Here is a 25,651-nt window from a genome sequence, read left to right as displayed (position 1 = left end):
TCTCCCTGGGCACATACAGACTATTTATGCCGGCGTTCGATCACCCTCTTATCGACCAATTTCTCGATGCGCTGTGGATGGAAAAAGGCCTGTCCGAACATTCCCGTTCGGCCTATCGCAGCGACCTTGCCCATTTCAACGGCTGGTTGCAGGAGCGCGGTTTGAACCTGCCGGACATCGGCCGCGACGTGTTGCTCGACCACCTGGCCTGGCGCCTGGACCAGAAATACGTGGCGCGCTCGACTGCGCGGTTTCTCTCCGCTGTGCGTGGTTTCTACCGGTACTTGCTGCGCGAAAATCTGATTGCTGTTGACCCCACCTTGCAAGTCGACATGCCGCAGCTGGGCCGCCCGCTTCCTAAAAGTTTGTCTGAGGCTGACGTCGACGCACTGCTGGCCGCCCCGGAAACCACCGACCCCATTGGCCTGCGCGACCGCGCTATGCTCGAAGTGCTGTACGCCTGCGGCCTGCGGGTGACCGAGCTAATCAGCCTGACGCTGGAGCAAGTGAACCTGCGCCAGGGCGTGTTGCGGGTATTCGGCAAAGGCAGCAAAGAGCGTCTTGTGCCGTTGGGTGAAGAGGCGATTGTGTGGATTGAGCGCTACGTGCGCGAAGCCCGGCCGCAACTGCTCGAAGGGCGGCCCAGCGACGTGCTGTTCCCCAGCAATCGCGGTGAGCAAATGACCCGGCAGACGTTCTGGTACCGCATCAAGCACCACGCCAAGGTCGCCGGCATTGGCAAGGCGCTGTCGCCGCACACCTTGCGTCACGCCTTTGCCACGCATTTGCTCAACCATGGTGCGGACCTTCGCGTGGTGCAGATGCTGTTGGGACACAGCGACCTGTCGACCACCCAGATTTACACCCACATTGCCCGTGCCCGCTTGCAGGAACTGCACGCACGCCATCACCCGCGCGGTTGAGCATTCATTCACAGGCGGTTGCACCTTCCGACCCGCTGCGGTCGGCCTTTGCCGGGCTTGTATGGTAGGCTTCGCCCTCGCTGTTTCGCCGCGTTTTCCAGGAGTATCCAATGCGCGTCACCCGAATTATTGCTGCTGCCCTTATCGCCGTGAGCAGCTGCGTTGCGTGGGCCGATGATGCCAACCAGGCCATCCGCAAAACCCTCGAAAACCTGCAAATGGATGTTCCCATCGAAAGCATCGCTGCCAGCCCGCTCAATGGGTTGTATGAAGTGCGCATGCAAGGCGGTCGCGTGTTGTACGCCAGCGCCGACGGCAAATACGTGATGCAGGGCTACCTGTTTGAAGTCAACGACGGCAAGCCGGTGAACCTGACCGAAAAAGCCGAAAGCGAAGGCATCGCCAAAACCATCAATGCCATCCCCACAGCCGAAATGGTCATCTACCCGGCCGTTGGCGAAGCCAAAACCCACATCACGGTTTTCACCGATACCACCTGCCCGTACTGCCACAAACTGCACGGCGAAATCGCCGAGCTGAACCGTCGCGGTGTGGAAGTGCGTTACCTGGCCTTCCCGCGTCAGGGCCCGGGTTCCGAAGGTGATCAGCAATTGCAGGCCGTGTGGTGTTCCAGCGACCGTCGCAAAGCCATGGACCAAATGGTCGACGGCAAAGACATCAAAGCCAGCAAATGCGAAAACCCGGTGCACAAACAGTTCGCCCTCGGCCAGTCCATCGGCGTCAACGGCACGCCGGCCATCGTGCTGGCAGACGGCAAGTTGATTCCCGGTTACCAGCCGGCGCCGCAGGTTGCCGCTCTGGCTTTGAAGGCCAAGTGAAAACCGCTGCGCTCGTTGCAACGCGGCACTCGTAGCTTGATTGACTAAACCCGGGCCGCTTCGTAAGGTGCGGCTCTTTTATCTTTACGGCCCGCTAATACCGGGCCGTTTCACGCAGTAAGTTCTGGGGAGTTCAGGGTGAAACCGGTCAAAGTAGGCATCTGTGGGCTGGGTACCGTCGGTGGCGGTACGTTCAATGTGCTCAAGCGCAACGCCGAGGAAATTGCCCGGCGCGCAGGGCGCGACATCGAAGTGGCGCAGATTGCGCTGCGCTCGCAGAACCCTCAGTGCGACATTACCGGTATTGCCACCACCAACGACGTGTTCGCGGTGGCCACCAATCCTGAAATCGACATCGTCATCGAGCTGATCGGCGGCTACACCGTCGCCCATGAACTGGTGCTCAAAGCCATCGAAAACGGCAAGCACGTGGTCACCGCCAACAAGGCGCTGATCGCCGTGCACGGCAACGAAATTTTCGCCAAAGCGCGTGAGAAGGGCGTGATCGTCGCGTTCGAAGCGGCGGTTGCCGGTGGCATTCCGGTGATCAAAGCCATCCGTGAAGGTTTGTCTGCCAACCGCATCAACTGGCTGGCCGGCATCATCAACGGCACCGGCAACTTTATCCTCAGCGAAATGCGTGAAAAAGGCCGCACCTTCCCCGACGTGCTGGCCGAAGCCCAGGCGCTGGGTTATGCCGAAGCCGATCCAACGTTCGACGTTGAAGGCATCGACGCTGCCCACAAGCTGACCATCCTGGCCTCCATCGCCTTTGGTATTCCGCTGCAGTTCGACAAGGCCTACACCGAAGGCATCACCAAACTGACCACCGCCGACGTCAACTACGCCGAGGCGCTGGGCTACCGCATCAAGCACCTGGGCGTGGCCCGCAGCACGGCCGCTGGCATCGAGCTGCGCGTGCACCCGACGCTGATTCCGGCCGACCGCCTGATCGCCAACGTCAATGGCGTGATGAACGCGGTAATGGTTAACGGCGACGCCGCTGGCAGCACGCTGTTCTACGGCGCTGGCGCCGGCATGGAGCCCACCGCATCGTCGGTGATCGCCGACCTGGTCGACGTGGTTCGCGCCCTGACTACCGACCCGGAAAACCGCGTGCCGCACCTGGCCTTCCAGCCGGACGCGCTGTCTACCCACCCGATTCTGCCGATCGAAGCGTGCGAGAGCGCTTACTACCTGCGCATTCAGGCCAAAGATCACCCCGGCGTGCTCGCCCAGGTGGCGACCATCCTGTCGGAGCGCGGCATCAATATCGAATCGATCATGCAGCAGGAAGTCGAAGAACAAGACGGCCTGGTGCCCATGATTCTGGTCACTCACCGCGTAGTAGAACAACGCATGAACGACGCCATCGCCGCCCTCGAGGCCCTGAGCGATGTGGTTGGCAGCGTTGTGCGTATTCGCGTTGAGCAACTGAGCTGAGGATTTCTCCATGCGTTACATCAGTACCCGCGGCCAAGCGCCTGCGCTGAATTTCGAAGACGTGCTGCTCACTGGCTTGGCCAGCGACGGCGGCTTGTATGTGCCGGAAAACCTGCCGCGTTTCACCCAGGAAGAAATCGCCTCGTGGGCTGGCCTGCCTTACCACGAGCTGGCCTTCCGCGTGATGCGCCCGTTCGTGACCGGCAGCATTCCGGATGCCGACTTCAAAAAGATTCTCGAAGAAACCTACGGCGTGTTCGCCCATAACGCCATCGCCCCGCTGCGTCAGCTGAACGGCAACGAGTGGGTGCTGGAACTGTTCCACGGCCCGACCCTGGCGTTCAAAGACTTCGCCCTGCAATTGCTCGGGCGTCTGCTCGACTACGTGTTGGCCAAGCGCAACGAGCGCGTGGTGATCATCGGCGCCACGTCCGGCGACACCGGTTCGGCCGCCATCGAAGGCTGCAAGGCGTGCGAGAACGTCGACATTTTCATCCTGCACCCGCACAACCGCGTCTCGGAAGTGCAGCGCCGGCAGATGACCACCATCCTCGGCGACAACATCCACAACATCGCCGTGGAAGGTAACTTCGACGACTGCCAGGAAATGGTCAAAGACAGCTTTGCCGACCAGAGCTTCCTTAAAGGCACCCGTCTGGTGGCGGTGAACTCGATCAACTGGGCGCGGATCATGGCCCAGATCGTTTACTACTTTCACGCCGCCTTGCAGTTGGGTGGCCCGGCGCGTTCGGTGGCGTTCTCGGTGCCGACTGGCAACTTCGGCGATATTTTCGCCGGCTATCTGGCGCGCAACATGGGCTTGCCGATCAGCCAATTGATCGTCGCCACCAACCGCAACGACATCCTGCACCGCTTCATGAGCGGCAATCAGTATGTGAAAGACACGCTGCACCCCACGCTATCGCCGTCGATGGACATCATGGTGTCGTCGAACTTCGAACGCCTGCTGTTCGACCTGCACGGCCGCAACGGCGCCGCGATCTTCGACCTGATGGCCACCTTCAAGAAAGGCGGTGGTTTCAGCGTTGACCAAGACCGCTGGACCGAAGCACGCAAGCTGTTCGACTCGCTGGCCGTCAGCGACGAAGAAACCTGCGAAACCATCGCCCAGGTGTACGCTGAAAGCGGTGAGCTGCTCGACCCGCACACCGCCATTGGCGTGAAAGCCGCGCGCGAGTGCCGCCGTAGCCTGAGCACGCCGATGGTGGTGCTGGGCACCGCCCATCCGGTGAAATTCCCCGAAGCGGTGGAAAAAGCCGGCGTCGGCAAAGGCCCGATCTTGCCGCCGCATCTGCAAGATCTGTTTGATCGTGACGAGCGCTGCACCGTGCTGCCGAACGACATCAAAGCCATGCAGAGCTTTGTGAGTGAACACGGCAATCGCGGTAAGCCGTTGTAAGCGTTAGCGGCAACGAAAAAGGCCGGCCCACTTCTGTGGTGCCGGCCTTTTTTCTGGCTGGGGTTTTGTGTTGTACCTTGCCCTCACCCCAACCCTCTCCCGCAAGCGGGCGAGGGGGCTAACGCGCTCTTCTCCCCTCTGCCCGCTCGCGGGAGAGGGGCGGGGGGAGAGGGTTTTCAGCCCCGGACGTTCACTCCTTAAAAAACCCCTTCGCCGCCTTCAAATACGCATCCCGCGTCGCCCCATTCAACCACTGCGCGTACAGCTCAATCACCTCGCCCTCACGCAACCGGCGCACGGACGCATTGATGGCTTTAATCGCCTCCAGGCCTTCCGGCGTTTTCGAACAGGTCACGTACGCGAGCTGGTAAACCGGTACGCCCTTGACCGGGTAAAAGCTCAGCGCGTCCAACGGCACGCCGGCGTTCTCACCCTGATAGCGCATTTCCGGCCAGTAGCCGAGCACCGCCGTCAGGCGCCGGTGTTGTTGCATGCGCAGCAAACTCAAGGTGGCATCGATGCCGTGGTGCACCACGATTCGCTCTGGCTTGGCCTGTTGCAGTTCGGCATCGATCACCTTGCCGTAACTGCGCTCCACCAGCGTGCCGACGTTATAGCGGCCGTCGGCCAGAAACGCTTCGAGGTCGAACGCACCGCCCTGGATAAAAGCGGCCAGCTCCGGCTCATCGCTTTTGCGCACCACAATGCCGTTGGTAAGAATGCCCAAGGTGGGAATCGAGAAATGCATCACCTGCTCGCGCTCTTTGCTCCACAGCAAACCGGAATCGCAGGTCAGCACGCCGCTGTTGAGTATCTGCATCGCGCGGGCGCGGTTGGCCAGGCTGAATACGTGCTCATACTGCGGCAAGTCGGCGACGAGCCGTTTCATCATGCGGTCGGCGATGCCCTGGCCTTTGAGCGGGCCTTCGAGAATGGTGAACGGCGGCATGTCGCGCATCGTCCAGATCAGGCGCGGCTTGTCCTGCGCCCACGCGGGGAGCGCAGCGACGGCGCATAGCGCGAGCACCAGCAAGCGTTGGAAAAAGGGCAGTGAAGGCATCAGAACAACACTCCGGGGGCACCAGGAGTACAGCGTGGAAAGTGTCAGCGTCTAACGCGCCTTTACTCAGTCGGCGAACGATAAAGGCCGCGCCTGGCGGAGTCCAGAACCCATTCACAGATAGCACCGGCGTGCACGATCGATCGGAGCTAGATGGCACCGCCGGCTTTCAACGCAGCAATCTGCTCGGCGCTGTAACCCAAGCTCGCCAGCACGCTGTGGTTGTGCTCGCCCAATTGCGGCCCGACCCACTCGGCGCTGCCGGGGGTTTCTGAAAGCTTGGGCACGATGCCCGGCATCTTGAAGGCTTTGCCGTCCGGCAGCTTGGCGCTGAGGAACATTTCCCGGGCCAGGTATTGCGGGTCGGCGAACATGTCTTCTGCGGAGAAAATGCGGCTGGCCGGGACCTCGGCGGCGTTCAGTGCGGCCAACACGGCGTCCAGCGGCAACGAGCCAACCCAGCGGTCGATCACGCCGTACAACTCATCGCGGCGCAGGTCACGGCCATCGTTGCTGGCCAGCGAGGCATCGTCCGCCAGGTCGGCGCGGCCGATGGCGAGCATAAAGCGCTTGAAGATCGCATCACCGTTGGCGCCGATTTGAATGTGCTTGCCGTCAGCGCTGGTGTGAATGGAGGAGGGTGTGATGCCCGGCATGATGTTGCCGGTGCGCTCGCGAATAAACCCGAACACATCGAACTCCGGCACCATGCTTTCCATCATGGCGAAAATTGCCTCGTACAACGCCACGTCCACCACTTGGCCCTTGCCGCCGTTGACCTCGCGGTGCCGCAGCGCCATCAACGCGCCGATCACGCCCCACAGCGCGGCAATCGAGTCGCCGATGGAAATGCCGGTGCGTACCGGCGGGCGGTCTTCGAAGCCGGTGATATAACGCAGCCCACCCATGGACTCGCCCACCGCGCCAAACCCTGGCTGGTCTTTCATCGGGCCGGTTTGGCCAAAACCGGAGAGCCGCACCATCACCAGATTCGGGTTCAGTGCGTGCAAAACGTCCCAGCCGAAGCCGAGCTTTTCCAGCACGCCGGGGCGGAAGTTTTCGATCAGGATGTCCGCTTCACTCAGCAACTTGCGAAGCACCTCACGGCCATCAGGGTGTTTGAGGTTAAGCGTCAGCGACTGTTTATTACGCGCCTGCACGAACCACCACAGCGAGGTGCCTTCATATAACTTGCGCCACTTGCGCAGCGGGTCGCCGCCATCGGGCGACTCCACCTTCACCACCTCGGCGCCAAATTCGGCGCAAATGCGCGAGGCGAAGGGCCCGGCAATGAGGGTGCCGAGCTCGATGACTTTCACTCCGGCGAGGGGTTTGTTGGCGAGGTTCATGGCGCAATCCGGCGGCAGACAATGGCCGCGACTCTAACCCGCAGCGGTCGCTTGCGGTAGACTTGCCGACCTTTCCCCTGCCCAGACACCCGACCATGGCCCAGCCTTCCACGACCTACAAAGTCGACCTCAACCTCACCGACCTCGACCGGGGCGTGTACGCCACATCGCGCCTGACCATCGCCCGCCATCCTTCGGAAACCGAAGAGCGCATGACCGTGCGGCTGCTGGCCTACGCCCTGTGGTACAGCGAAGAATTGAGCTTTGGCCGTGGCTTGTCGGATGTCGATGAACCGGCGCTGTGGGAGAAGAGCCTGGATGGCCGCGTGCTGCACTGGATCGAAGTTGGCTTGCCGGATGCCGATCGCCTGACCTGGTGTTCGCGCCGCACCGAACGCACCAGCCTGTTGGCCTACGGCAGCCTGCGCGTGTGGCAGAGCAAGGTGGTGGACGCGGCGAAAATGCTGAAAAACGTCAACATCGCCGCCGTGCCGCAAGAGGCGCTGGAGAACCTGGCCAAAGACATGCCGCGCGCGATCAACTGGGCCGTGATGATCAGCGAAGGCACCATCTACGTCACCGATGAGCGTGGTCAGCACGAAGTGCAGCTGGAATGGTTGATGGGGGATCGCGGCGAATAAACGCCGCGCAGGGTTAACCGAGGTCACGGCACCATGGGTTCTAAGACTTCACCTACCGCGACAGGGCAACGACGCGGCCGCCTGGCGCGGCTGATCCAGGCGGTCACCTCGCCCTACGTTCGCTACAAACACGCCAATATCATCCACGCCGTGCGCGTGGGGCTGGCCATGGCGGCCACGGTTGTTTTAACCACTGGCATGAACCTGCCCCACGGCGTGTGGGCATCGGTGTCGCTGCTGGTGGTGGTCGGCGGGTTGCAGCACTACGGCAATGTGCGCAAGAAAGCCATGGAGCGCGCCGTGGGCACCATGCTCGGCGCCGTTATCGGGCTGGCGTTGATTGTGCTGATGAACGTATCCGGCTCGCTGCTGCTGTTCTTCACGCTCATGTCGATCACCGCTGGCGCCTGCGCCTATTACGCCATCGGCCGGCCCGGTTACGTCGCACTGCTGACGGCCATCACCATGGTGATCGTCGCCGGGCACGGCGATCCGGATTTCAGTACCGGTTTGTGGCGCACCGCCAACGTGCTGATCGGTATCTCGATTGCCGTGGCCTTCTCGTTTGTGCTGCCGCAATACGCGGTGTACGCGTGGCGTTACCGCCTGGGCGACAACCTTCGCGACTGCGCGCGTCTGTACGGCGCGCTACTCGACGGCAAGCCACAGTCCGGCGAACAAACGGGCCAGCGCTTTGTGGTCATGAGCCAACGGCTGGTGCAGGCGCGCGGGCTTATGGAGTCGGTGGCCAAGGAAACCCGCGTGCCGCTCGCTCGGCTGGAAGAACTGCAACGTCTGCACCGCTCGATTCTTGAAACGCTGGAAATGTTGATCAACTCGCAGCCCGCGTCCGGCTTCGAGCTGGCCTGCACGCCGCGCGAAATCGCGGTGCGTCGCCAGTTATTGCGCACCGCGCGTGCCCTGCGTTTTGGCCGGGTTGGCCTGCTGCTTCAGCGCAACGAGGCCTCTAGGAGTCTGGCTGCGGTTGAGCCCATGCCCCTTGGTCAGGACAGCACCCTGCAGGGCCTGCATTGGCTGGCCATGCGTTTCTCCGAACAGGTGGAACGGTTTAGACTGCGCCTCAGCGAAATTGAGCCGCACTGGAACATTGAAGGTGCCCGCCGACCAAACGCCTGATGCGCGCCCGCGCCGACCCACCTGTGTGGTGAAGTCGCCCCGTTGAATGCCTTTTTTAATCTGTGTAGAACCTGCTAAAGCCCATGCGCATCGAAGCCCGCCCGTTACCTGCCACCTTGCCCAACCTCGGCGACCTGCCGCCCCTGCTGACCCGTTTGTATGCCGCCCGTGGCGTGCAGTCCGCCATGGAATTGGATAAAGGCTTGGCCAAGCTGATTCCCTACCAGCAATTGATGGGCATCGACGCCGCTGTGGCGTTGCTGGTGCAGGCGCTGGAGCAGCGTCAGCGCATTTTGATCGTCGGCGACTTCGACGCCGACGGCGCTACCGCCAGCACCGTCGGCGTGCTCGGCTTGCGGGCGCTGGGCGCGGCCCACGTCGATTACCTGGTGCCAAATCGCTTTGAATACGGCTACGGCCTGACGCCGGAAATTGTCGCCGTCGCGTTGGAGCGCGAGCCGCAGTTGTTGCTGACGGTGGACAACGGCATTTCCAGCGTCGAAGGCGTGGCGGCCGCCAAGGCGGCTGGGCTGAACGTGCTGGTCACCGACCACCACTTGCCCGGCCCCGAACTGCCAGCGGCCGATGCCATCGTCAATCCCAACCAGCACGGCTGCACCTTCCCGAGCAAAGCGTTGGCCGGCGTTGGCGTGATTTTCTACGTGCTGCTGGCCCTGCGCGCCAAGCTGCGGGAGTTGGACTGGTTTACCCGCGCCGGCATCAAAGAGCCGAACCTGGCCGAGTTGCTTGACCTGGTCGCCCTGGGCAGCGTGGCCGACGTGGTGCCCCTGGATGCCAACAACCGCATTCTTGTGCACCAAGGCCTCGCCCGTATTCGCGCAGGCCGGGCGCGCCCTGGGTTGCGTGCAGTGCTGGAAGTGGCCGGGCGACCGGCCGAGCGCATTACCTCCACCGACCTCGGTTTTATCCTCGGGCCACGTCTGAACGCTGCCGGCCGCTTGGACGACATGAGCCTGGGCATCGAATGCCTGCTGTGCGAAGACGAAGCCCTGGCGCGAGACATGGCCGTGCAACTCGACCAACTCAACCAAGACCGCAAAGCCATCGAACAAGGCATGCAGCGCGAAGCGTTGGCCCAGCTTAAAGACCTGCCGCTGGACACGCTGCCGTTTGGCCTGTGCCTGTTCGAAGCGGACTGGCACCAAGGCGTGATCGGCATCCTCGCCTCGCGCCTGAAAGAGCGTTACCACCGGCCGACCATCGCCTTTGCCGATGCCGGCGATGGCGTGCTCAAAGGCTCGGCGCGTTCGGTGCCGGGTTTTCACATTCGCGATGCACTGGATGCCGTGGCCGCCAAAAACCCTGGCCTGATCAGCAAGTTCGGCGGTCACGCCATGGCCGCCGGGCTGTCGCTACCTCAGGAAAATTTCCCCGCGTTTGCCGCCGCCTTCGACACCGAAGTACGCCGCCACCTGCAAGAAGACGACCTCACCGGCCGGCTGCTGTCAGACGGCGCGCTGGCCGTGGAAGAGTTTCACCTGGACCTGGCCCGCGCCCTGCGCAACGCCGGGCCGTGGGGGCAGCACTTCCCCGAGCCGTTGTTCCATGGCGTGTTTCAAGTGGTGCAGCAACGGGTGGTTGGCGAGCGGCATTTGAAAGTGGTGCTCAAAAGCGAGTGCGGCTCTGTGCAGCTGGACGGCATCGCGTTTGGCGTGGACCGCGAGGTGTGGCCAAACCCCACCGTGCGCTGGGTGGAGTTGGCTTACAAGCTGGACGTTAACGAATATCGCGGGCAGGAGACGGTGCAGTTGATGATTGCGCATATTGCTGCGCGGTAGGGGGGGCACTTGAGGCTTTGTCGGCAATCACCGTTCGCCTGATCGATTCTAGATCCCCGCTTTCGCGAGGATGACGGGGGTTTGGGTAATAAACACCGTCATTCCCGCGAAAGCGGCGGTTCGACGACTCGAAATCCAGAATGGCGCGACGTGCACAGCCACTTAGCCCCACGCGAAAGCAGAGACGGATTACAAAACCTATCTACTCCGGCTTCCCATCCAACGGCTTCACATGCGCCAACTCTTCCTCATCCAGCCCATACCCCTCGCCGATGTCCGCTTCATCGACAATGCTTAAATCCCAATCTGCCGCCACGGTGCCGCCCGGCTCGTTAGGTGAGCGGGCGCCCGTTTCGTCGATGAGGGTTTCCGGGCTCAGGTCGTCCATGCTGACGCCGTCTTCGTTTTCACCAATGCCGAGGGTTTCGCCGCCGCTCTGGCCGGCTTCGCGCACACGCTTGGCCGGCTGCTCGCGGGCGATTTCTTCTTCGGATTTAAGGTCGCCTACCTGGCCGCTGCGCTCATCGTTGCGGTCGTTGAAATCCAGCTGCTCGATGGAACCCATACGGTCCTCGATGTCGTCGATTTCCTGCGGGACATAGCGTTTTTGCGTGCTCATAGCCGTTCCTTCAATCAGAGGTAACTGAAAGGGTGGACCGGCGTCGGCGGCAGATGGTTCAGGCTAGTTGACTGGCAGCGGCCCTAGCGCAAGGCCAGCATGGCGGCTTTTTTATAGAACATGGCCGAGTCGGCTTTGGACATCAGCTCGTCCAACTGCTCGCCGGCTTGCGGGTAAATCGCCACGCCCAGGCTGCACGACACACTCAGTTCGCGGCCCTGCCAAAGCATGGGCTGGGCGATGGCGTGGGAAATCTGCTCGGTGAGGCGGTAGATGTCATCGGCGTCGTGCACGCCGTCGAGCAGCACCACAAACTCGTCGCCGCCCATGCGCGCGGCCATGTCGGCTTCGCGAATGTTGGCGCTGATGGCTTGCGCCGCGTGCACCAGAATCGCGTCGCCGGCCTGATGACCGTAGGAGTCGTTAATTTCTTTGAATTTGTTCAGGTCCAGGTAACACAGGGCCAAACGCTCGTCGTTGCGCTTGGCGGTCAGCAGCTTCTGTGTGGCATACGGAATAAAGCTGTTGCGGTTCGGCAGCCCCGTGAGCGAGTCATGAAAGGCCAGGGCGCGCACTTCTTCCTCGGCCACGATGCGCCGCGCAATCTCGCGCTGCAGTCGACGCTGGCTGCTTAGCAGAATCAGCACCACCACCAGAATCGCGGCGCAGCCAATGCTGATGAGCATGATGATGGTGCGCAGCCGCTCCACCAGTTGCGGTGGGTTGGGGTCGTAGAGGAAGCCGTCGAGGCGGCTCATGCTCGGCACCATGCCTTGCTCTTTGAACGCCTCGGCCATGCGCAGCCAGCGGCCGGGGTTCATGTGGCCGATGTCGACCAGGTCTGGAAGCACCAAACCGCGCATGGCCTGGGCTTCGAACTCCAGGTGTTCACGGCTTTTTTTCACTTGGTACTTGGTCAGCAGCAGGTCGATGATTTCCTCCTGGTGGTCCATGGCGTAGCGCCAGCCGCGCAGGGTGGCCCGGCGAATGGCCGCCACGCGCATGGGATTTTCGGTGGCTTCGGCTTCGGTGGTGAACAGAATGTCGCTGTAAAAATCGATGCCGTACGTGGCCGGCGACAGCACGCTGTATTCCACGCCTTTTTGCTGCAGGTAAAACGGCTCGTTGGTGAGGTAGGAATTGAACGCCTGCACCTTGCCGCTGACCAGGTCGTCGACCTCGTAACTGCTCGGTTGAATATCGAGAGTGGCGGGGTTGATGCCTTCACGGCTGATCATGGTCAGGAAATCGGCGTCGGTTTGCGCGTTCATCAGCATCACGCGCTTGCCTACCAGGTCGTGCACGGTCTGAATGCCGGCATCGGTGCGGGCCAGCAGCACCGAAGGCGAATGCTGAAAAATCGCCGCCAGGGCCACCAAGGGTTTGCCGTTCAGGCGCTCAAACAGCAGTTCGCTATTGGACTCGCCATACAGCGCGCGCCCGGCCAGCACTTCTTCCACCGGCGTTTTGCCCGGCGCGCCTTCGTGCAAGCGCACCTCGTAGCCTTCGTCGCGGTAGTAACCCTGGGCGATGGCGGCGTAGTAACCGGCAAATTGGAATTGGTGTTTCCAGCGCAGCTGGAAGTCGATGGTTTGCAAATGTGCAGGAGGTGGCAGCACAGCCGCGTGGCTTGATTGGGTGCCGAGCAATAGCACCACGAGCAGCCAGAACAGGTGCCGCGTTGAACGCTGAGAGGGGATTGGCCGACCTTGGCGCGACATCGAGTGTGGCATGGCATCTTCCATGAGCAGCGGTCACTGCCGGCTGCTCCGAGCTGACGGTGGGTGCCTTCGCCGCATCATGCCTCTTGTATTACGAGGCGCGCAATCGCGCGCACCTCGTAAGCACAAACATCCTGCCACGCTGGGCCCGGCGTGAACCGGGCATTAGCGGTTTTACTTGTTCAGTTTCCAGGCATCGCCAGCCGGCGCGGTGCCGTGTTCATAGGGCTTGCGCAGCACCATGTAAATCACGCCCAGGCCAATCACGATGGCGGTGGACAACGGCATGCCGTAGTTCACGTACCAGGCCGCATCCGGCGAGCGCGGCCAGGCCATGTTGATGATTGCCAGCACGCCGTACACCAGCGCGCCGATATTCACCAACATGCCCCAGCCGCCCAGGGTGAATGCACCGCTGGGTTTCCAGCCGCGCAGACGGGCAAACAGCGCGCCGCTGACGATCATCTGGAACGCCAGGTAAATGCCGATGGCAGCAAAGCTGACGATGGTGGCGATGGCGTCTTGCAGCACAAAACCCAGGCAGATAACGATCGCCGGCAACACGCCGCACACCAGCAAGGCCGTGGTCGGTACGTGGGTGGTGGGCGAGAGTTTTTTCAGCAAGCTGCTGCCGACAATCATCTCGTCGCGGGCGTACGAATACAGCAGGCGACTGGCCGCCGCTTGCAGGCTCAGCACACAGGAGATGAACGACACCATGACCACTGCCATCACCACTTTCGAGCCCGTGGCGCCGAAGGCGTTGTTGAGAATGGTGGTGACCGGGTCGGCGTCGGTGCCGTTGATCACGGCGGCCATGTCTGGCACCGCGAGAATCAGCGCCAGGCAGGCGAACATTGCCGCGATACCGCCGACGTAAATGGTCATGCGCATGGCCTTGGGAATGCTCTTGCTCGGGTTCGGCGTTTCTTCGGCCACATCGCCGCACGCCTCGAAGCCGTAATACAAAAACATGCCCGCCAACGACGCGGTGAGGAAGGCCGGCAGGTACGAGCCGTCGATGCTGATATCGAACGTGTTGAACAGCACGCTGAACGGCTGATGACGTTCGAAAATCAGCAAGTAGATGCCCACCACCAACGCGCCCAGCAGTTCGCAGATAAAGCCGAACATGGCGATGCGTGCCAGCACTTTGGTGCCGCTGAGGTTGACCACGGTGGCGATCACCGTCAGCACCAGGGCGATACCGATGTTGGTGTTATTGCTCGGCTCGAAACCTAGCATGGCCGCCATATACGGCCCGGCGCCCACTGCCACGGCGGCAATCGTCACGACCAAGGCCCAGGCGTACACCCAGCCGACCATCCACGCCCAGCGCTTGCCCACCAAGCGGCGTGCCCATGGATAGACGCCGCCGGAAATCGGAAACTGCGACACCACTTCACCAAACACCAGGCACACCAGCATTTGCCCCAGGCCGACCAGCAAATAGGCCCAGAACATCGGCGGGCCGCCGGCTGCCAGGCACAGGCCGAACAAGGTGTACACGCCCACCACCGGCGACAGGTAGGTAAAGCCCAGCGCGAAGTTTTCGGTCACGCTCATGCTGCGTTTGAAGTTGGACGTATAGCCCAGCGCGCGTAATTGCTCCGCGTCGCTGTCGGCGAATTGATCGCTCATTTTTAGTGCTCCTCGAGGTGATGGCAGCTATTTATTTATGTGCCCGGTTGGGCTGTCGTTATTGGCATTGCGCACCCGCAAACGGCCACGGCTCACCACCGCTGCTGCGCACGCCAGCAACGGCCGGGACGGTGAAAAGTGGGGATAAAACCTTGCAAAGACCTTATGTAGGAGAGGCTTTAGCCTCGATGCGCTTGGCCGCGTTATGTCGGCCTAATCGAGGCTGAAGCCTCTCCTACAGGCTTTCCTTAATGTTTGAACATCACATGCCGCACGGTGGTGTAGTCCTCCAGGCCGTACATGGACATGTCTTTGCCGTAGCCCGACAGCTTCTGGCCGCCGTGGGGCATTTCGCTCACGAGCATGAAGTGGGTGTTCACCCAAGTGCAGCCGTATTGCAGGCGAGCAGCGAAGCGGTGGGCGCGGCCGACGTCCTGGGTCCACACGGAGGAGGCCAGGCCGTAGTCCGAATCGTTGGCCCAGGCCAGGGCTTGGGCTTCGTCGCTGAACTCGGTGACCGACACCACCGGGCCGAAAATCTCGCGGCGCACCACTTCGTCGTCTTGCAGCGCGCCAGCCAGTACGGTCGGCTCGAAGAAAAAGCCAGGGCCGTCAACTTTCTTGCCGCCGGTGAGCACCTTGATATGGGGAATGGCGCGGGCGCGCTCGACGAAACCGGCCACGCGGTCCAGGTGCTGTTGCGTGATCAACGGACCCAGTTCGGTGCTGTCGTCATCCTGCACGCCGTATTTGATGGTGCTCACGGCTTCGGCCAGTTTGCTGACGAATTTTTCGTAGATGCCTTTTTGCGCGTAGATGCGGCAGGCGGCGGTGCAGTCTTGGCCGGCGTTGTAGAAGCCGAAGGTGCGAATGCCTTCCACGGCGGCGTCGATGTCAGCGTCGTCGAAAACCACCACCGGCGCTTTGCCGCCCAATTCCATGTGCATGCGCTTCACGGTGTCGGCGGTGCTGGCGATGATGTTGCTGCCCGTGGCCACCGAACCGGTCAGCGACACCATGCGTACTTTCGGGTGGCCGGTCAGCGGCGCGCCCACGCTCGGGCCACGGCCGAACACCACGTTAAGCACGCCAGCGGGGAAGATGTCGGCCGCCAGTTCGGCCAGGCGCAAGGCGGTCAGCGGCGTTTGTTCAGACGGCTTGAGCACCACGGTATTGCCCGCTGCCAAGGCTGGGCCGAGCTTCCAGGCGGCCATCATCAACGGGTAGTTCCACGGCGCGATGGAAGCCACCACACCGACCGGGTCGCGGCGAATCATCGAGGTATGGCCGGGCAGGTATTCACCCGCTGCCGAACCGCCCATTACGCGGCTGGCGCCGGCGAAAAAACGGAACACATCGGCAATCGCCGGCAGTTCGTCATTGAGCGCGGCGTTGTACGGTTTGCCGCAGTTTTGTGATTCGAGGCGTGCCAGTTCTTCGGCGTTGGCGTCGATCACATCGGCGAGTTTGAGCAGCAGCAGCGAACGGTCTTTCGGCGCGGTTTGCGACCAGCTGTCAAACGCGGCGTCGGCGGCGCGTACAGCGGCATCCACCTGGGCTTCGCTGGCCTCGTTGATACTCACCAACTCGGTGCCCAGCGAAGGATTTAAAACCGCTTGCGCGGCGCCTTCACCGGCGACCAGTTGGCCGTTGATCAGCAGTTTGGTTTGCATGGCTCATTCCCCTTTTTCAGGTCTGTGTAAGGACCTACAGCCCCCACGTTCGCTTTTATTTTCCGCCGCTACCGGCCACGCTTTCCCCACCCTTGGTGAGGTAATACGCGCCCAGAATCGGCAGCATGGTCACCAGCATCACGAGCATGGCGACCACGTTGGTCACCGGCACGTCGCGCGGGCGGCTGAGTTGGTTGAGCAGCCACAGCGGCAAGGTGCGTTCGTGGCCAGCGGTAAAGGTGGTCACAATGATTTCGTCGAACGACAGCGCAAACGCCAACATGCCGCCGGCCAGCAGCGCCGAGCCGAGGTTGGGCAAAATGATGTAGCGGAACGTCTGCCAGCCGTCGGCGCCCAGGTCCATCGAGGCTTCGATCAGGCTGTGGGAAGTTCGGCGAAAACGGGCGATCACGTTGTTGTAAACAATCACCACGCAGAACGTGGCGTGGCCCACCACGATGGTGAAAATGCCCGGCTCGATGCCGAAGGCTTTGAACGCTGTCAGCAGCGCCAAGCCGGTCACGATGCCGGGCAGGGCGATGGGCAGAATCAGCATCAGCGACACGCCTTCCTTGCCGAAGAAATCGCGCCGGTACAGCGCCGCCGCAGCCAGGGTGCCAAGCACCATGGCAATCAGTGTGGCCAGGCAGGCAATCTGCGCGCTCAGCTTGATCGCCTCCAGCACATCCGGCCGCGCGAAGGCGACGCTGAACCAGTGCAGCGTGAAGCCCTGCGGCGGAAAGCTGAACGCCGACTGCTCGGTGTTGAAGGCGTACATAAAGATGATCAGGATCGGGAAGTGCAAAAACACCAACCCGCCCCAGGCCGCCATTTTCAGCGGCAGCGAAGCTGAAGCGTCAGAGCGCATCGAAAGCCCCCAATCGTTTAACGATGGACAGGTACACGGCGATCAACACGATCGGCACCAAGGTGAACGCGGCGGCCATCGGCATGTTGCCGATCGAACCTTGCTGGGTATAAACCATGTTGCCGATAAACAACCCGGGCGGGCCCACCAGCTGCGGCACGATGAAATCGCCCAGGGTGAGGCTGAAGGTGAAGATCGAGCCGGCAGCAATGCCCGGCACCGACAGCGGCAGAATCACCTGCATAAAGGTTTGCGACGGGCGCGCGCCGAGGTCGGCCGAAGCCTGCAACAGCGACGGCGGCAAGCGCTCCAGCGAGGCTTGAATCGGCAAAATCATGAACGGCAGCCAGATGTACACAAACACCAGAAAGCGGCCCAGCTGCGAGGTCGACAAGGTGCTGCCGCCAATGCCCGGAATGCCCAGAATGAATTGCAGCACCGGCCCCAAATGCAGCTGCTCCACGAACCATTGCGCCACGCCGCCCTTGGCCAACAGCAGCGTCCAGGCGTAGGCCTTGACGATGTAACTGGCCCACATCGGCAGCATCACCGCGATGTAAAAAAACGCCTTGGTTTTGCCCGTGGTGCAGCGCGCCATGTAATAGGCGATGGGAAAGGCCAGCGCAGCGCTGGCCAGCGACACGGCAATGGCCATAGTCACGGTGCGCAGAATGATGTCGTAGTTGGCCGGCTCGAACAGCGCGGCCAGGTTGGCCCAGGTCAGGTCCGGCGTGGCGGCCATGGCCATTTCGTCGTAGGTGTACACGCCCTGCCAAAGAAAGGTCAGCAGCGGGGCGAAATAGATCACGCCGAACCACAGCAGCGGCGGCACCAATAGCATCGCCAAATACAGATTGGGCTTGCGGTACAGCAGGTTCGACAGCCCGTGCATCAACCCGCCCGAGCGGCCCGTGGCCAACGGCGTGGAAAGGGCGCTCATATCAGTGAGTCTCCCCATCAACCAGCGCCACCATGGCCTCGCGAGCCCAGCGCACGCTCACTTGCTGGCCCACCTGGAATGCCGGGGCGCTGTGTTGCCACTGATTATTGGCTTGGGTCACGCTGAGGTTCTGGCCGTTTTCCAGGCGTACTTCAAAGCGCGTGGCGGCGCCTTGGTACTGCACGTCGTGGAGCAGGCCGGTGACCAGCACTTCGGTGGCGTTGGCATCACTGCCAGCCGCCTCTTGCAGGAAGATGTGTTCCGGGCGAATCGAGAAGGGCGCGGCGCTGCCCGTCAGCAATTGCGCCAACTCGCCGCGCAGCACATTCGAGGTGCCGACGAACTCGGCCACAAAGGGCGTGGCCGGTTTCATATAGAGATTGCGCGGGGTGTCGACCTGCTCGATCCGGCCCTTGTTGAACACCGCCACGCGGTCGGACATCGACAGCGCTTCGGTCTGGTCGTGGGTGACGAAAATAAAGGTGATGCCGAGCTGGCGCTGCAGCTTCTTCAGCTCGCTTTGCATCTGCTCGCGCAGCTTCAAATCCAGCGCGCCGAGGGGTTCGTCGAGCAGCAATACGCGCGGCCGATTGACCAACGCGCGGGCCAGGGCCACACGCTGGCGCTGGCCGCCCGACAACTGCACCGGCTTGCGCTCGCCATAACCGGCCAGCGCCACCATGCCCAAGGCTTCCTCGGCACGGTTCAGCCGCTCGCTCTTGCCCACGCCTTTCACCTTCAAGCCGTAGGCCACGTTGTCGCGCACGTTCATATGGGGAAACAGGGCGTAATCCTGAAACACCGTATTCACATCGCGCTGATAGGGCGCCAGGCCAACGGCCTCGACGCCATGAATACGAATGGAGCCTGCGCTCGGCTGCTCGAAACCGGCAATCAGCCGCAAGCAGGTGGTTTTGCCCGAGCCGGAAGGGCCGAGCATGGAAAAAAACTCACCGTCCTGAATGTCGATGGACACACGGTCCACAGCCTTGACGTCGCCGAACACGCGGGACACATCGGTGAATTGCACAGCAGGGGTCATAGCGGGGAACTCCAAGGTAAAAGCCACCTGCCACGCAGGGCCGGTGCGGAACACAACGCAGATTGATCAGGTAAACGGCCATTTGTAGGAGTGGCTTTAGCCGCGATGCTTTTAAACGATCAACAGCATCGCGGCTAAAGCCGCTCCCACAGACGTTCGTGTGCTTTGGATTCTCAGTCAGAGGCGTAGCGAGCGGACCGCAGTCGTGTCCGGCCAGCGCGCAGGAACCGCAGCGTACTCAAGTACGTGAGGATTCCGAGCAATGCCCGGGCGCGACTGCGGTTCGCGCAGTAGCCGGCCAGGAGGATTACCGACCGCCCATGATCGAGATGAAATCCTGCGTCCATTTGGAATACGGGACACACGAATCCTGCGTCTTGCACTTGGCCTGCGGGGTCTTCCAGAAGGCGATCTTGTCGAACTGGTCGTACCCGTTCACCGCACAGCCTTCAGCACCGAGCAACTCGCTGGATTTGCACGCCACCGGCACCGCTGGCACCGAGCCGAACCAGGCGGCCAGGTCGCCTTGTACTTTCGGTTCCAGCGACCAGTTGATCCATTTGTACGCGCAGTTCGGGTGCTTGGCTTCGGCGTGCAACATGGTGGTGTCGGCCCAGCCGGTCACGCCTTCTTTCGGAAACACGGTGGCAATTGGCTGACCTTCGCCTTTCAGGGCGTTGGCCTGGTATGGCCAGGCGCTGGAGGCCACCACGCCTTCGTTTTTGAAGTCGCTCATTTGTACGGTGGTGTCGTGCCAGTAGCGGTGGATCAGCTCGTGCTGTTTGCGCAACACGTCGAGAACGGCCTTGTACTGGGTTTCGTTGAGCTCGTAGGGGTCGTTGATCTTCAGTTCAGGCTTGGCGTTCTTCAGGTACAGCGCGGCGTCGGCAATGTAGATCGGGCCGTCGTAGGCCTGCACGCGACCTTTGTTCGGCTTGCCGTCGGGCAGGTCTTGGGCCTCGAACAATACGCTCCAGCTGTCGGGCGCTTTCTTGAACACGTTGGTGTTGTACATCAGCACGTTCGGGCCCCATTGGTAGGGCGCGCCGTAGGTTTTGCCGTCGACCACGTACCACGGCGCGTCTTTCAGACGGCCGTCGATGGTTTTCCAGTTGGGCACCAATTCCGGGTTGATCGGCTGCACGCGCTTGCCGTAGATCAGGCGCAGCGAGGCGTCGCCCGAGGCAGTGACCAGGTCGTAGCCGCCTTTGGTCATAAGGCTGACCATTTCGTCCGAGGTGGCGGCGGTTTTCACGTTCACCTTGCAGCCGCTGTCTTTCTCGAACTGGGTTACCCAGTCGTAATTCTTATCGGTCTCGCCGCGTTCGATGTAACCCGGCCAGGCGATGATATCCAGCGCGCCTTCGCCGGCACCGACGGCCTTCAGCGTTTCGGCGGCTTGCAAGCTGGCGCTGGCCAGCAGTGCGGTGGTGAGCGCACTTAATAGAGCGGTTCTTTTCACGAACATTTAGGTATCCCTCTTTTCTGTTTTATTGGGGCAGTTGAACGTCGTGTAACGGGACTTCTTGTTATGTAACCGCACGGTCTAGGCCGGGCTGGAAGGGCTTGCGTAAATCGTCAATCGGTCAGCTGGCCGTGGCGCGCCATGATGTGACGCACCACGGTGTAATCCTCCAGCGAGTCGCTGGACAAATCTTTGCCATAACCCGAGCGTTTCAGGCCGCCGTGGGGCATTTCGCTCACCAGTTGAAAGTGGCTGTTGATCCAGGTGCAGCCGTATTGCAAACGGGCGGCTACCTGCATGGCTTTGTCGAGGTTCTGCGTCCATACCGACGAGGCCAGGCCATATTCCGAGTCGTTGGCCCAATCCACCGCCTGGCTCAGTTCGTCGAAGCGGGTCACGGTGACCACCGGGCCAAACACCTCGCGCTGCACAATTTCGTCGCTCTGTTTGCAGCCGGCCAGCAACGTCGGCTGGTAGTAGAAGCCGGGGCCCGAATGCACGGCGGCACCGGTTACGCGCTCGATGTGCGGTTGGCCGAGGGCGCGCTCCACAAAGCTGGCCACGCGGTCGCGCTGGCGGGCGCTGATCAGTGGGCCGATCTCGTTGTCGGCGTCACGCTTTCTGGCAAAGCGCAGGCTGCTGACGGCGTCGCCCAGTTCGGCTACCAGACGGTCGTGAATGCCCGCTTGAGCATAGATGCGGCAGGCGGCGGTGCAGTCCTGGCCGGCGTTGTAGTAGCCGTAGGCGCGCACGCCCTCGACCACAGCGTTGAGGTCAGCATCGTTGCAGACGATGACCGGCGCCTTGCCGCCCAATTCCAGGTGGGTGCGTTTCAGGGTTTTGGCGGCGGCTTGAAGAATTTTCTGGCCGGTGACGATATCGCCCGTGAGCGACACCATGCGCACCTTTGGGTGACTGACCAGATGACTGCCGACGCTCTCGCCGCCGCCACAAATAATGTTGATCACCCCAGGCGGCAGCAGCTCGGCGAGCACCGGCGCCAGCGCCAGAATCGACAGCGGCGTGTGCTCGGAAGGTTTGAACACCAGGGTATTGCCAGCGGCCAGCGCCGGGGCGATTTTCCAGGCGGCCATCATCAGCGGATAGTTCCACGGCGCAATCGAGGCGACCACGCCGATGGGGTCGCGTCGCACCATGCTGGTGTAACCCGGCAGGTATTCACCGGCCAGTTGCCCGGTCTGGCAGCGCACCGCGCCGGCAAAGAATCGGAAGACATCGACGGCAGCGGTCAGGTCGTCCTGGCGCGCCAGATGCTGCGGCTTGCCGCAGTTCAACGCCTCCAGCTGCGCCAATTTGTCAGCGCGCTGCTCAATGGCATCGGCAATCTTCAGCAAGATGACGGAGCGTTGTTGCGGCGTGGTGCGGGCCCAGCCAGTGGAGGCGCGGTGGGCGGCATGAATGGCGGCTTCGACCTGATCGGTTGAAGCCTCGGCAATACGAATAAGGGTGTCGCCGGTGGCGGGATTCAGAATCGGCTCGACAAAGCCTTCGCCAGTGACGAGCTGGCCGTCGATCAGCAGGGCGCTGCAAAAAGTCGCGGAGGGGGCGGCACCGGCCATCAAGTTCGCTCACTGTTGTTGTTTTCTATAGCGCCAGCCGCTTTCGAGAGAGCTGAAACGCTTTGATACGAATGGCAACAGAGACTAGTGGGCGCTTGTGTAGGCGACAAATTCTAAATACCGAACGCCGCGTTCGATTAAATAGATGGCCTGCGGTTATTCAGCTGCTCGCGGGCCACCGTCAGGAACGGGTCAACCAGTGCAGGCCGCGCCGTGCCTCGGCGCCAGGCCAGGCCGACATCCAGCGTCTGGGTTAAATCCACCACCGCGCGCGCTTCGATGATGTCGCCTTCCAGCGACCATGGCCGGTACGTCATATCCGGCTGAATAGACAGCCCCAAGCCCGCCGCCACCAGACTTCGCACCGCTTCGGTAGAGCCGGTGCGCAGCGTCACATTGGGCTGCAGACCAGCGCGCGACCAGATGCGTTGGGCGTTCAACCCCATTTCATCGACGTTCAGCTGAATCATCGGCTCCTTCGCCACATCGGCCAGGCTGATGCTGTCGTGCTCCAGCAGCGGGTGCTGCGGCGGCAACCACAGGCGCAGCGGCGAATGGGTAAGCACCTCGGTTTGCAGGGCGTGACGGTCTTCTAGGTTCGACAGAATCAAAACGCCCACGTCGATTTCACCGCTTACCAGCAAGTGCTCGATATACGGGCGCTCATCCTCCATCACGCGGATTTCCACGTTGGGGTAGGCGCGTTGAAAGCGGGTGATCAAATCGGCCAAGTAGTAACCGGCCACCAAGCCGGTAACGCCGATGGTGAGCTGGCCGGCGACCTGATCGGTGCTCTGCTGCAGGCTGCGTTTGGCGTTGTCCACGGTCGCCAGAATCAAATGCGCTTGGCGCAGAAACTGATGGCCTTGGTGGGTGAGGGTCATGCCCTTGGCGTGGCGATTGAACAGGCTGACGCCGATTTCCTGCTCCAGTTGCTGAATGGCCAGCGTTAGCGTCGATTGAGAGATAAACACTGCCTGGGCGGCGGAGGAGATGGAGCCGGTTTCAGCCACTGCAATGAAATGGCGGATCTGGCGCAGGGTCATCATGGAAGGCGGCTCATGGCACGGTCGGTGTAGCGACCTTGCCATGAGTTTTAACGTTATGGAATGCGAAATATCGTTTATTTAGAAAGCTAGTCGTTAGGTTGTAAACGGAGCTGATCACGCTGGATGGGGTGATCTGCTTGCTCCTTTTCGACAATTGTCGTGTTCCTGGACGCCTGCGAAACGGGTTCGACCTGGGGAGCGAGGTCGCCAATAACAGCCAGTGCGATGAGTGCGCAAGCGCAGAAGAAATGCCAAGGCGTGAGCGCGCTGCTCGGCGAGCGCGGTGCAAAGGGTGGTTGTTCCACGTCGACGTACCTACGGAAAAAACGAAGCGGCAACTTTGATACAAGGATCGCCATGCAGGCTGTCATCGACTGCTTCGCTCTGATCGGGGATCCACTGCCGGTTTTGTAGGAAAATCTTGATTCGGCCTCTCGGCGAAGACGCTGATCGATGGAGAAGAACAATCCTCCTGCGTGACCTAAGGCAAGGCGGCCTTCCCCGCTAAGCCGGCGTGCTGGTGGAAGTCAGCATCAGTGGGCTGTGGGAAGCGCAAAGGCGGTGTGAGTAAAAGCATCGCCGCTGGAGCCGTTCCCACGGGCCGCACATTCCCGTAGGAGCGCCTTCAGCCGCGATCCCTGCAAAGCCTAAAACCCCACCGTAACTTCCCCCCATAAGTCGTTGATCTGCCTACTCGCTGCTACGCTTTCAGCTTGCGCCTATGTAGGACGCGTCTTACAGTCGCTGGCATTGGCGCGCCACCTGCCGCCGTCAGCTTGAGCCGTGCGCGGGCACCGTTCATTTGGGGAGTTACGAGTGAAGAACTGGACCCTACGTCAGCGCATTCTGGCGAGTTTCGCGGTGATCATCGCGATCATTATTCTGATGGTCGTGGTGGCCTATTCGCGGCTGGTTACCATCGAAACCAGCGCCAAAAGCGTGGCCGAAGATTCCATGCCCGGCGTGTATTTCAGCTCCTACATTCGCAGCTCCTGGGTCGACAGTTTCCTGTTGGCGCAACAAGTGGTGGGTTTGTCCGATGAGCAGGTGATCAGCCCAGTCGTGCTGGCCGAGTTCACCAGCAACGACGAAAAACTCATGGCCCGCGTGGCCGAATACCGCCGGTCCATCGTTGAGGTTGAAGACAAAGCACACCTCGATTCCTTCCTGAAAAACCGCGACGAATTCAATAAGGCGCTCGCCGAGGTACTTGGCACTTTCCAGCAAGGCCAGCCGCTGCAAGCACGCAAAATTCTCAACGAGCGCCTGCGCCCGGTCTGGGCTGAAGGCCGCGAGCAATTGCTGCAAATGGTGCAGTTCAATAAAGACCGCGCCGACGTGGCCACCACGTCCATCACCGCCCAGGCCGCCGGCGCGAAGATCAGCCTGGTGTTGTCGCTGCTGCTGGTGATTGGAGTGGCGTTGATCAGCGGTTTCGTTTTGATGCGCGCCATCATGGGCCCGCTGAATAACTTGGCGCAGATTCTCACGGTGATGCGCACCGGCAACCTCACCACGCGATTCAACGACGTGCGCGCCGACGAGTTCGGCGCGGTGCAAGGTGGCTTCAATGCCATGGTCGATGACATCACCACGCTGGTCTCCCAGGCGCAGCGTTCGGCGGTGCAGGTGACCACATCGGTCACGGAAATTGCCGCCACCTCTAAACAGCAACAGGCCACGGCTACCGAAACCGCCGCCACCACTACGCAAATTGGCGCCACGTCGCGGGAAATTGCCGCCACTTCGCGCGACTTGGTGCGCACCATGGGCGAGGTGTCGTATTCCGCTGAGCAGGCCTCGGCGCTGGCCGGCGCTGGGCAGATTGGCTTGCAGCGCATGGAAGACACCATGCGCCAGGTGATGGGCGCGGCCGAGTTGGTGAACGCCAAGCTGGGCATTCTTAACGAAAAGGCCAGCAACATTAATCAGGTGGTGACCACCATCGTCAAAGTAGCCGACCAAACCAACCTGCTGTCGCTCAACGCCGCCATCGAGGCGGAAAAAGCGGGTGAGTACGGGCGCGGCTTCTCCGTAGTGGCAACCGAAGTGCGGCGCCTGGCCGACCAAACGGCCGTGGCCACGTACGACATCGAGCAGATGGTGCGTGAGATTCAGTCGGCCGTGTCGGCGGGCGTGATGGGCATGGACAAGTTTTCCGAGCAGGTGCGCCGTGGCATGAGCGAGGTGCAGGAGGTGGGCGAGCAGTTGTCGCAAACCATCGACCAGGTTCAAGCGCTGGCCCCGCGTGTGGTGGTGCTCAACGAGGGCATGCAGGCCCAGGCCACCGGCGCCGAACAGATTACCCAGGCGCTCACGCAACTGGGCGAGGCGACAGGGCAAACCGTGGAGTCGCTGCGCCAGGCCAGCTTTGCCATTGAGGAGCTGAATCAGGTGGCCGGCAGCCTGCGTAGCGGCGTGTCGAGCTTCAAGGTTTAAGGC

The 25,651-nt window shown here is 61.6% G+C and carries 20 protein-coding genes; 8 read left to right on the top strand and 12 right to left on the bottom strand.

Annotated elements, in window-relative coordinates; all coding sequences use genetic code 11:
- Positions 1 to 26 precede the first annotated feature (26 nt).
- From xerD to thrC, 4 genes are all read left to right on the top strand, one after another.
- The gene (xerD, locus tag ACZZ0Q_RS18200) at positions 27 to 923 is read left to right on the top strand and encodes a site-specific tyrosine recombinase XerD (protein WP_463541307.1); all 897 of its coding nucleotides are present in this window, start codon (positions 27 to 29) and stop codon (positions 921 to 923) included.
- Between the two features lie 110 nt (positions 924 to 1,033).
- Positions 1,034 to 1,762: a bifunctional protein-disulfide isomerase/oxidoreductase DsbC gene (gene dsbC, locus ACZZ0Q_RS18195; RefSeq protein ID WP_463541308.1), complete on the top strand. Its 729-nt coding sequence runs from the start codon at positions 1,034 to 1,036 to the stop codon at positions 1,760 to 1,762.
- Between the two features lie 138 nt (positions 1,763 to 1,900).
- Complete coding sequence (locus ACZZ0Q_RS18190; protein ID WP_122452005.1) at positions 1,901 to 3,205, top strand: homoserine dehydrogenase; 1,305 nt, start codon at positions 1,901 to 1,903, stop codon at positions 3,203 to 3,205.
- A 10-nt stretch (positions 3,206 to 3,215) separates the two neighbouring features.
- A complete protein-coding gene (gene thrC / locus ACZZ0Q_RS18185) occupies positions 3,216 to 4,625 on the top strand; it encodes a threonine synthase (RefSeq protein WP_463536287.1) in 1,410 nt (469 codons plus the stop codon).
- Positions 4,626 to 4,815: 190 nt separating this feature from the next.
- On the opposite strand, the gene ACZZ0Q_RS18180 is transcribed toward thrC, so the two are convergent.
- Both ACZZ0Q_RS18180 and ACZZ0Q_RS18175 read right to left on the bottom strand, forming a co-directional pair.
- Positions 4,816 to 5,685, bottom strand: a complete 870-nt coding sequence (locus tag ACZZ0Q_RS18180) for a TIGR02285 family protein (RefSeq protein WP_463560820.1) — start codon at positions 5,683 to 5,685, stop codon at positions 4,816 to 4,818.
- Positions 5,686 to 5,834: 149 nt separating this feature from the next.
- Entirely contained in the window at positions 5,835 to 7,034 is a 1,200-nt protein-coding gene (locus ACZZ0Q_RS18175; protein ID WP_463541310.1) for a CaiB/BaiF CoA transferase family protein, read from the bottom strand.
- 95 nt (positions 7,035 to 7,129) lie between these two features.
- Here ACZZ0Q_RS18175 and ACZZ0Q_RS18170 point away from each other — a divergent pair, with 95 nt between their 5' ends.
- The 3 genes from ACZZ0Q_RS18170 to recJ all read left to right on the top strand — a co-directional run bounded on the left by ACZZ0Q_RS18170 (position 7,130) and on the right by recJ (position 10,611).
- Positions 7,130 to 7,675 (top strand): YaeQ family protein, encoded by a 546-nt coding sequence (locus ACZZ0Q_RS18170; protein ID WP_122452001.1) that lies wholly within the window; start codon positions 7,130 to 7,132, stop codon positions 7,673 to 7,675.
- 33 nt (positions 7,676 to 7,708) lie between these two features.
- Positions 7,709 to 8,812, top strand: coding sequence for an FUSC family protein (locus ACZZ0Q_RS18165; RefSeq protein ID WP_463541311.1), 1,104 nt, complete (start codon positions 7,709 to 7,711; stop codon positions 8,810 to 8,812).
- An 83-nt stretch (positions 8,813 to 8,895) separates the two neighbouring features.
- Positions 8,896 to 10,611: a single-stranded-DNA-specific exonuclease RecJ gene (gene recJ / locus ACZZ0Q_RS18160; RefSeq protein WP_463541312.1), complete on the top strand. Its 1,716-nt coding sequence runs from the start codon at positions 8,896 to 8,898 to the stop codon at positions 10,609 to 10,611.
- Between the two features lie 202 nt (positions 10,612 to 10,813).
- Here the strand turns inward: recJ and ACZZ0Q_RS18155 are convergent, their stop codons facing one another.
- The 10 genes from ACZZ0Q_RS18155 to ACZZ0Q_RS18110 form a co-directional block, all read right to left on the bottom strand.
- Entirely contained in the window at positions 10,814 to 11,230 is a 417-nt protein-coding gene (locus ACZZ0Q_RS18155; protein WP_122492750.1) for a phosphotransferase system, HPr-related protein, read from the bottom strand.
- 83 nt (positions 11,231 to 11,313) lie between these two features.
- The gene (locus ACZZ0Q_RS18150; protein ID WP_463560818.1) at positions 11,314 to 12,963 is read right to left on the bottom strand and encodes an ABC transporter substrate-binding protein; all 1,650 of its coding nucleotides are present in this window, start codon (positions 12,961 to 12,963) and stop codon (positions 11,314 to 11,316) included.
- A gap of 162 nt (positions 12,964 to 13,125) precedes the next feature.
- A complete protein-coding gene (locus tag ACZZ0Q_RS18145; protein WP_463560816.1) occupies positions 13,126 to 14,592 on the bottom strand; it encodes an APC family permease in 1,467 nt (488 codons plus the stop codon).
- Between the two features lie 248 nt (positions 14,593 to 14,840).
- Positions 14,841 to 16,265: a gamma-aminobutyraldehyde dehydrogenase gene (locus ACZZ0Q_RS18140; RefSeq protein WP_463541315.1), complete on the bottom strand. Its 1,425-nt coding sequence runs from the start codon at positions 16,263 to 16,265 to the stop codon at positions 14,841 to 14,843.
- A 55-nt stretch (positions 16,266 to 16,320) separates the two neighbouring features.
- Complete coding sequence (locus tag ACZZ0Q_RS18135; protein WP_122451994.1) at positions 16,321 to 17,133, bottom strand: ABC transporter permease; 813 nt, start codon at positions 17,131 to 17,133, stop codon at positions 16,321 to 16,323.
- On the bottom strand, positions 17,123 to 18,073 hold the full coding sequence (locus ACZZ0Q_RS18130; RefSeq protein WP_463541316.1) for an ABC transporter permease: 951 nt from the start codon (positions 18,071 to 18,073) through the stop codon (positions 17,123 to 17,125). The genes ACZZ0Q_RS18135 and ACZZ0Q_RS18130 overlap by 11 nt, the downstream gene beginning before the upstream one ends.
- 1 nt (position 18,074) lies before the next feature.
- Positions 18,075 to 19,115, bottom strand: coding sequence for an ABC transporter ATP-binding protein (locus ACZZ0Q_RS18125; RefSeq protein WP_463560814.1), 1,041 nt, complete (start codon positions 19,113 to 19,115; stop codon positions 18,075 to 18,077).
- Between the two features lie 307 nt (positions 19,116 to 19,422).
- Positions 19,423 to 20,583 carry a putative ABC transporter substrate-binding protein YdcS gene (gene ydcS, locus ACZZ0Q_RS18120; protein ID WP_463541317.1) on the bottom strand — a complete coding sequence of 387 codons (1,161 nt, stop codon included), beginning with the start codon at positions 20,581 to 20,583 and terminating at the stop codon, positions 19,423 to 19,425.
- Between the two features lie 110 nt (positions 20,584 to 20,693).
- Positions 20,694 to 22,160 carry a gamma-aminobutyraldehyde dehydrogenase gene (locus tag ACZZ0Q_RS18115; RefSeq protein WP_463541318.1) on the bottom strand — a complete coding sequence of 489 codons (1,467 nt, stop codon included), beginning with the start codon at positions 22,158 to 22,160 and terminating at the stop codon, positions 20,694 to 20,696.
- A 137-nt stretch (positions 22,161 to 22,297) separates the two neighbouring features.
- Positions 22,298 to 23,209, bottom strand: coding sequence for a LysR family transcriptional regulator (locus ACZZ0Q_RS18110; protein ID WP_463541319.1), 912 nt, complete (start codon positions 23,207 to 23,209; stop codon positions 22,298 to 22,300).
- A gap of 816 nt (positions 23,210 to 24,025) precedes the next feature.
- Here ACZZ0Q_RS18110 and ACZZ0Q_RS18105 point away from each other — a divergent pair.
- Positions 24,026 to 25,648: a methyl-accepting chemotaxis protein gene (locus tag ACZZ0Q_RS18105; protein WP_463541320.1), complete on the top strand. Its 1,623-nt coding sequence runs from the start codon at positions 24,026 to 24,028 to the stop codon at positions 25,646 to 25,648.
- The last annotated feature ends 3 nt before the right edge of the window (positions 25,649 to 25,651 follow it).

Source organism: Pseudomonas sp. AC070 (assembly GCF_979258635.1).
Note: the sequence above shows the minus strand (reverse complement) of the source record. Positions and strands in the feature narration are given on the sequence as shown.

Bases quoted from the DNA above. Each gene is read 5' to 3' on its own strand.
- xerD (WP_463541307.1), top strand. From the start codon at position 27: ATGCCGGCGTTCGATCACCCTCTTATCGACCAATTTCTCGATGCGCTG.
- dsbC (WP_463541308.1), top strand. From the start codon at position 1,034: ATGCGCGTCACCCGAATTATTGCTGCTGCCCTTATCGCCGTGAGCAGC.
- thrC (WP_463536287.1), top strand. From the start codon at position 3,216: ATGCGTTACATCAGTACCCGCGGCCAAGCGCCTGCGCTGAATTTCGAA.
- ACZZ0Q_RS18180 (WP_463560820.1), bottom strand. From the start codon at position 5,685: ATGCCTTCACTGCCCTTTTTCCAACGCTTGCTGGTGCTCGCGCTATGC.
- ACZZ0Q_RS18175 (WP_463541310.1), bottom strand. From the start codon at position 7,034: ATGAACCTCGCCAACAAACCCCTCGCCGGAGTGAAAGTCATCGAGCTC.
- ACZZ0Q_RS18170 (WP_122452001.1), top strand. From the start codon at position 7,130: ATGGCCCAGCCTTCCACGACCTACAAAGTCGACCTCAACCTCACCGAC.
- ACZZ0Q_RS18165 (WP_463541311.1), top strand. From the start codon at position 7,709: ATGGGTTCTAAGACTTCACCTACCGCGACAGGGCAACGACGCGGCCGC.
- recJ (WP_463541312.1), top strand. From the start codon at position 8,896: ATGCGCATCGAAGCCCGCCCGTTACCTGCCACCTTGCCCAACCTCGGC.
- ACZZ0Q_RS18155 (WP_122492750.1), bottom strand. From the start codon at position 11,230: ATGAGCACGCAAAAACGCTATGTCCCGCAGGAAATCGACGACATCGAG.
- ACZZ0Q_RS18150 (WP_463560818.1), bottom strand. From the start codon at position 12,963: ATGCCACACTCGATGTCGCGCCAAGGTCGGCCAATCCCCTCTCAGCGT.
- ACZZ0Q_RS18145 (WP_463560816.1), bottom strand. From the start codon at position 14,592: ATGAGCGATCAATTCGCCGACAGCGACGCGGAGCAATTACGCGCGCTG.
- ACZZ0Q_RS18140 (WP_463541315.1), bottom strand. From the start codon at position 16,265: ATGCAAACCAAACTGCTGATCAACGGCCAACTGGTCGCCGGTGAAGGC.
- ACZZ0Q_RS18135 (WP_122451994.1), bottom strand. From the start codon at position 17,133: ATGCGCTCTGACGCTTCAGCTTCGCTGCCGCTGAAAATGGCGGCCTGG.
- ACZZ0Q_RS18130 (WP_463541316.1), bottom strand. From the start codon at position 18,073: ATGAGCGCCCTTTCCACGCCGTTGGCCACGGGCCGCTCGGGCGGGTTG.
- ACZZ0Q_RS18125 (WP_463560814.1), bottom strand. From the start codon at position 19,115: ATGACCCCTGCTGTGCAATTCACCGATGTGTCCCGCGTGTTCGGCGAC.
- ydcS (WP_463541317.1), bottom strand. From the start codon at position 20,583: ATGTTCGTGAAAAGAACCGCTCTATTAAGTGCGCTCACCACCGCACTG.
- ACZZ0Q_RS18115 (WP_463541318.1), bottom strand. From the start codon at position 22,160: ATGGCCGGTGCCGCCCCCTCCGCGACTTTTTGCAGCGCCCTGCTGATC.
- ACZZ0Q_RS18110 (WP_463541319.1), bottom strand. From the start codon at position 23,209: ATGATGACCCTGCGCCAGATCCGCCATTTCATTGCAGTGGCTGAAACC.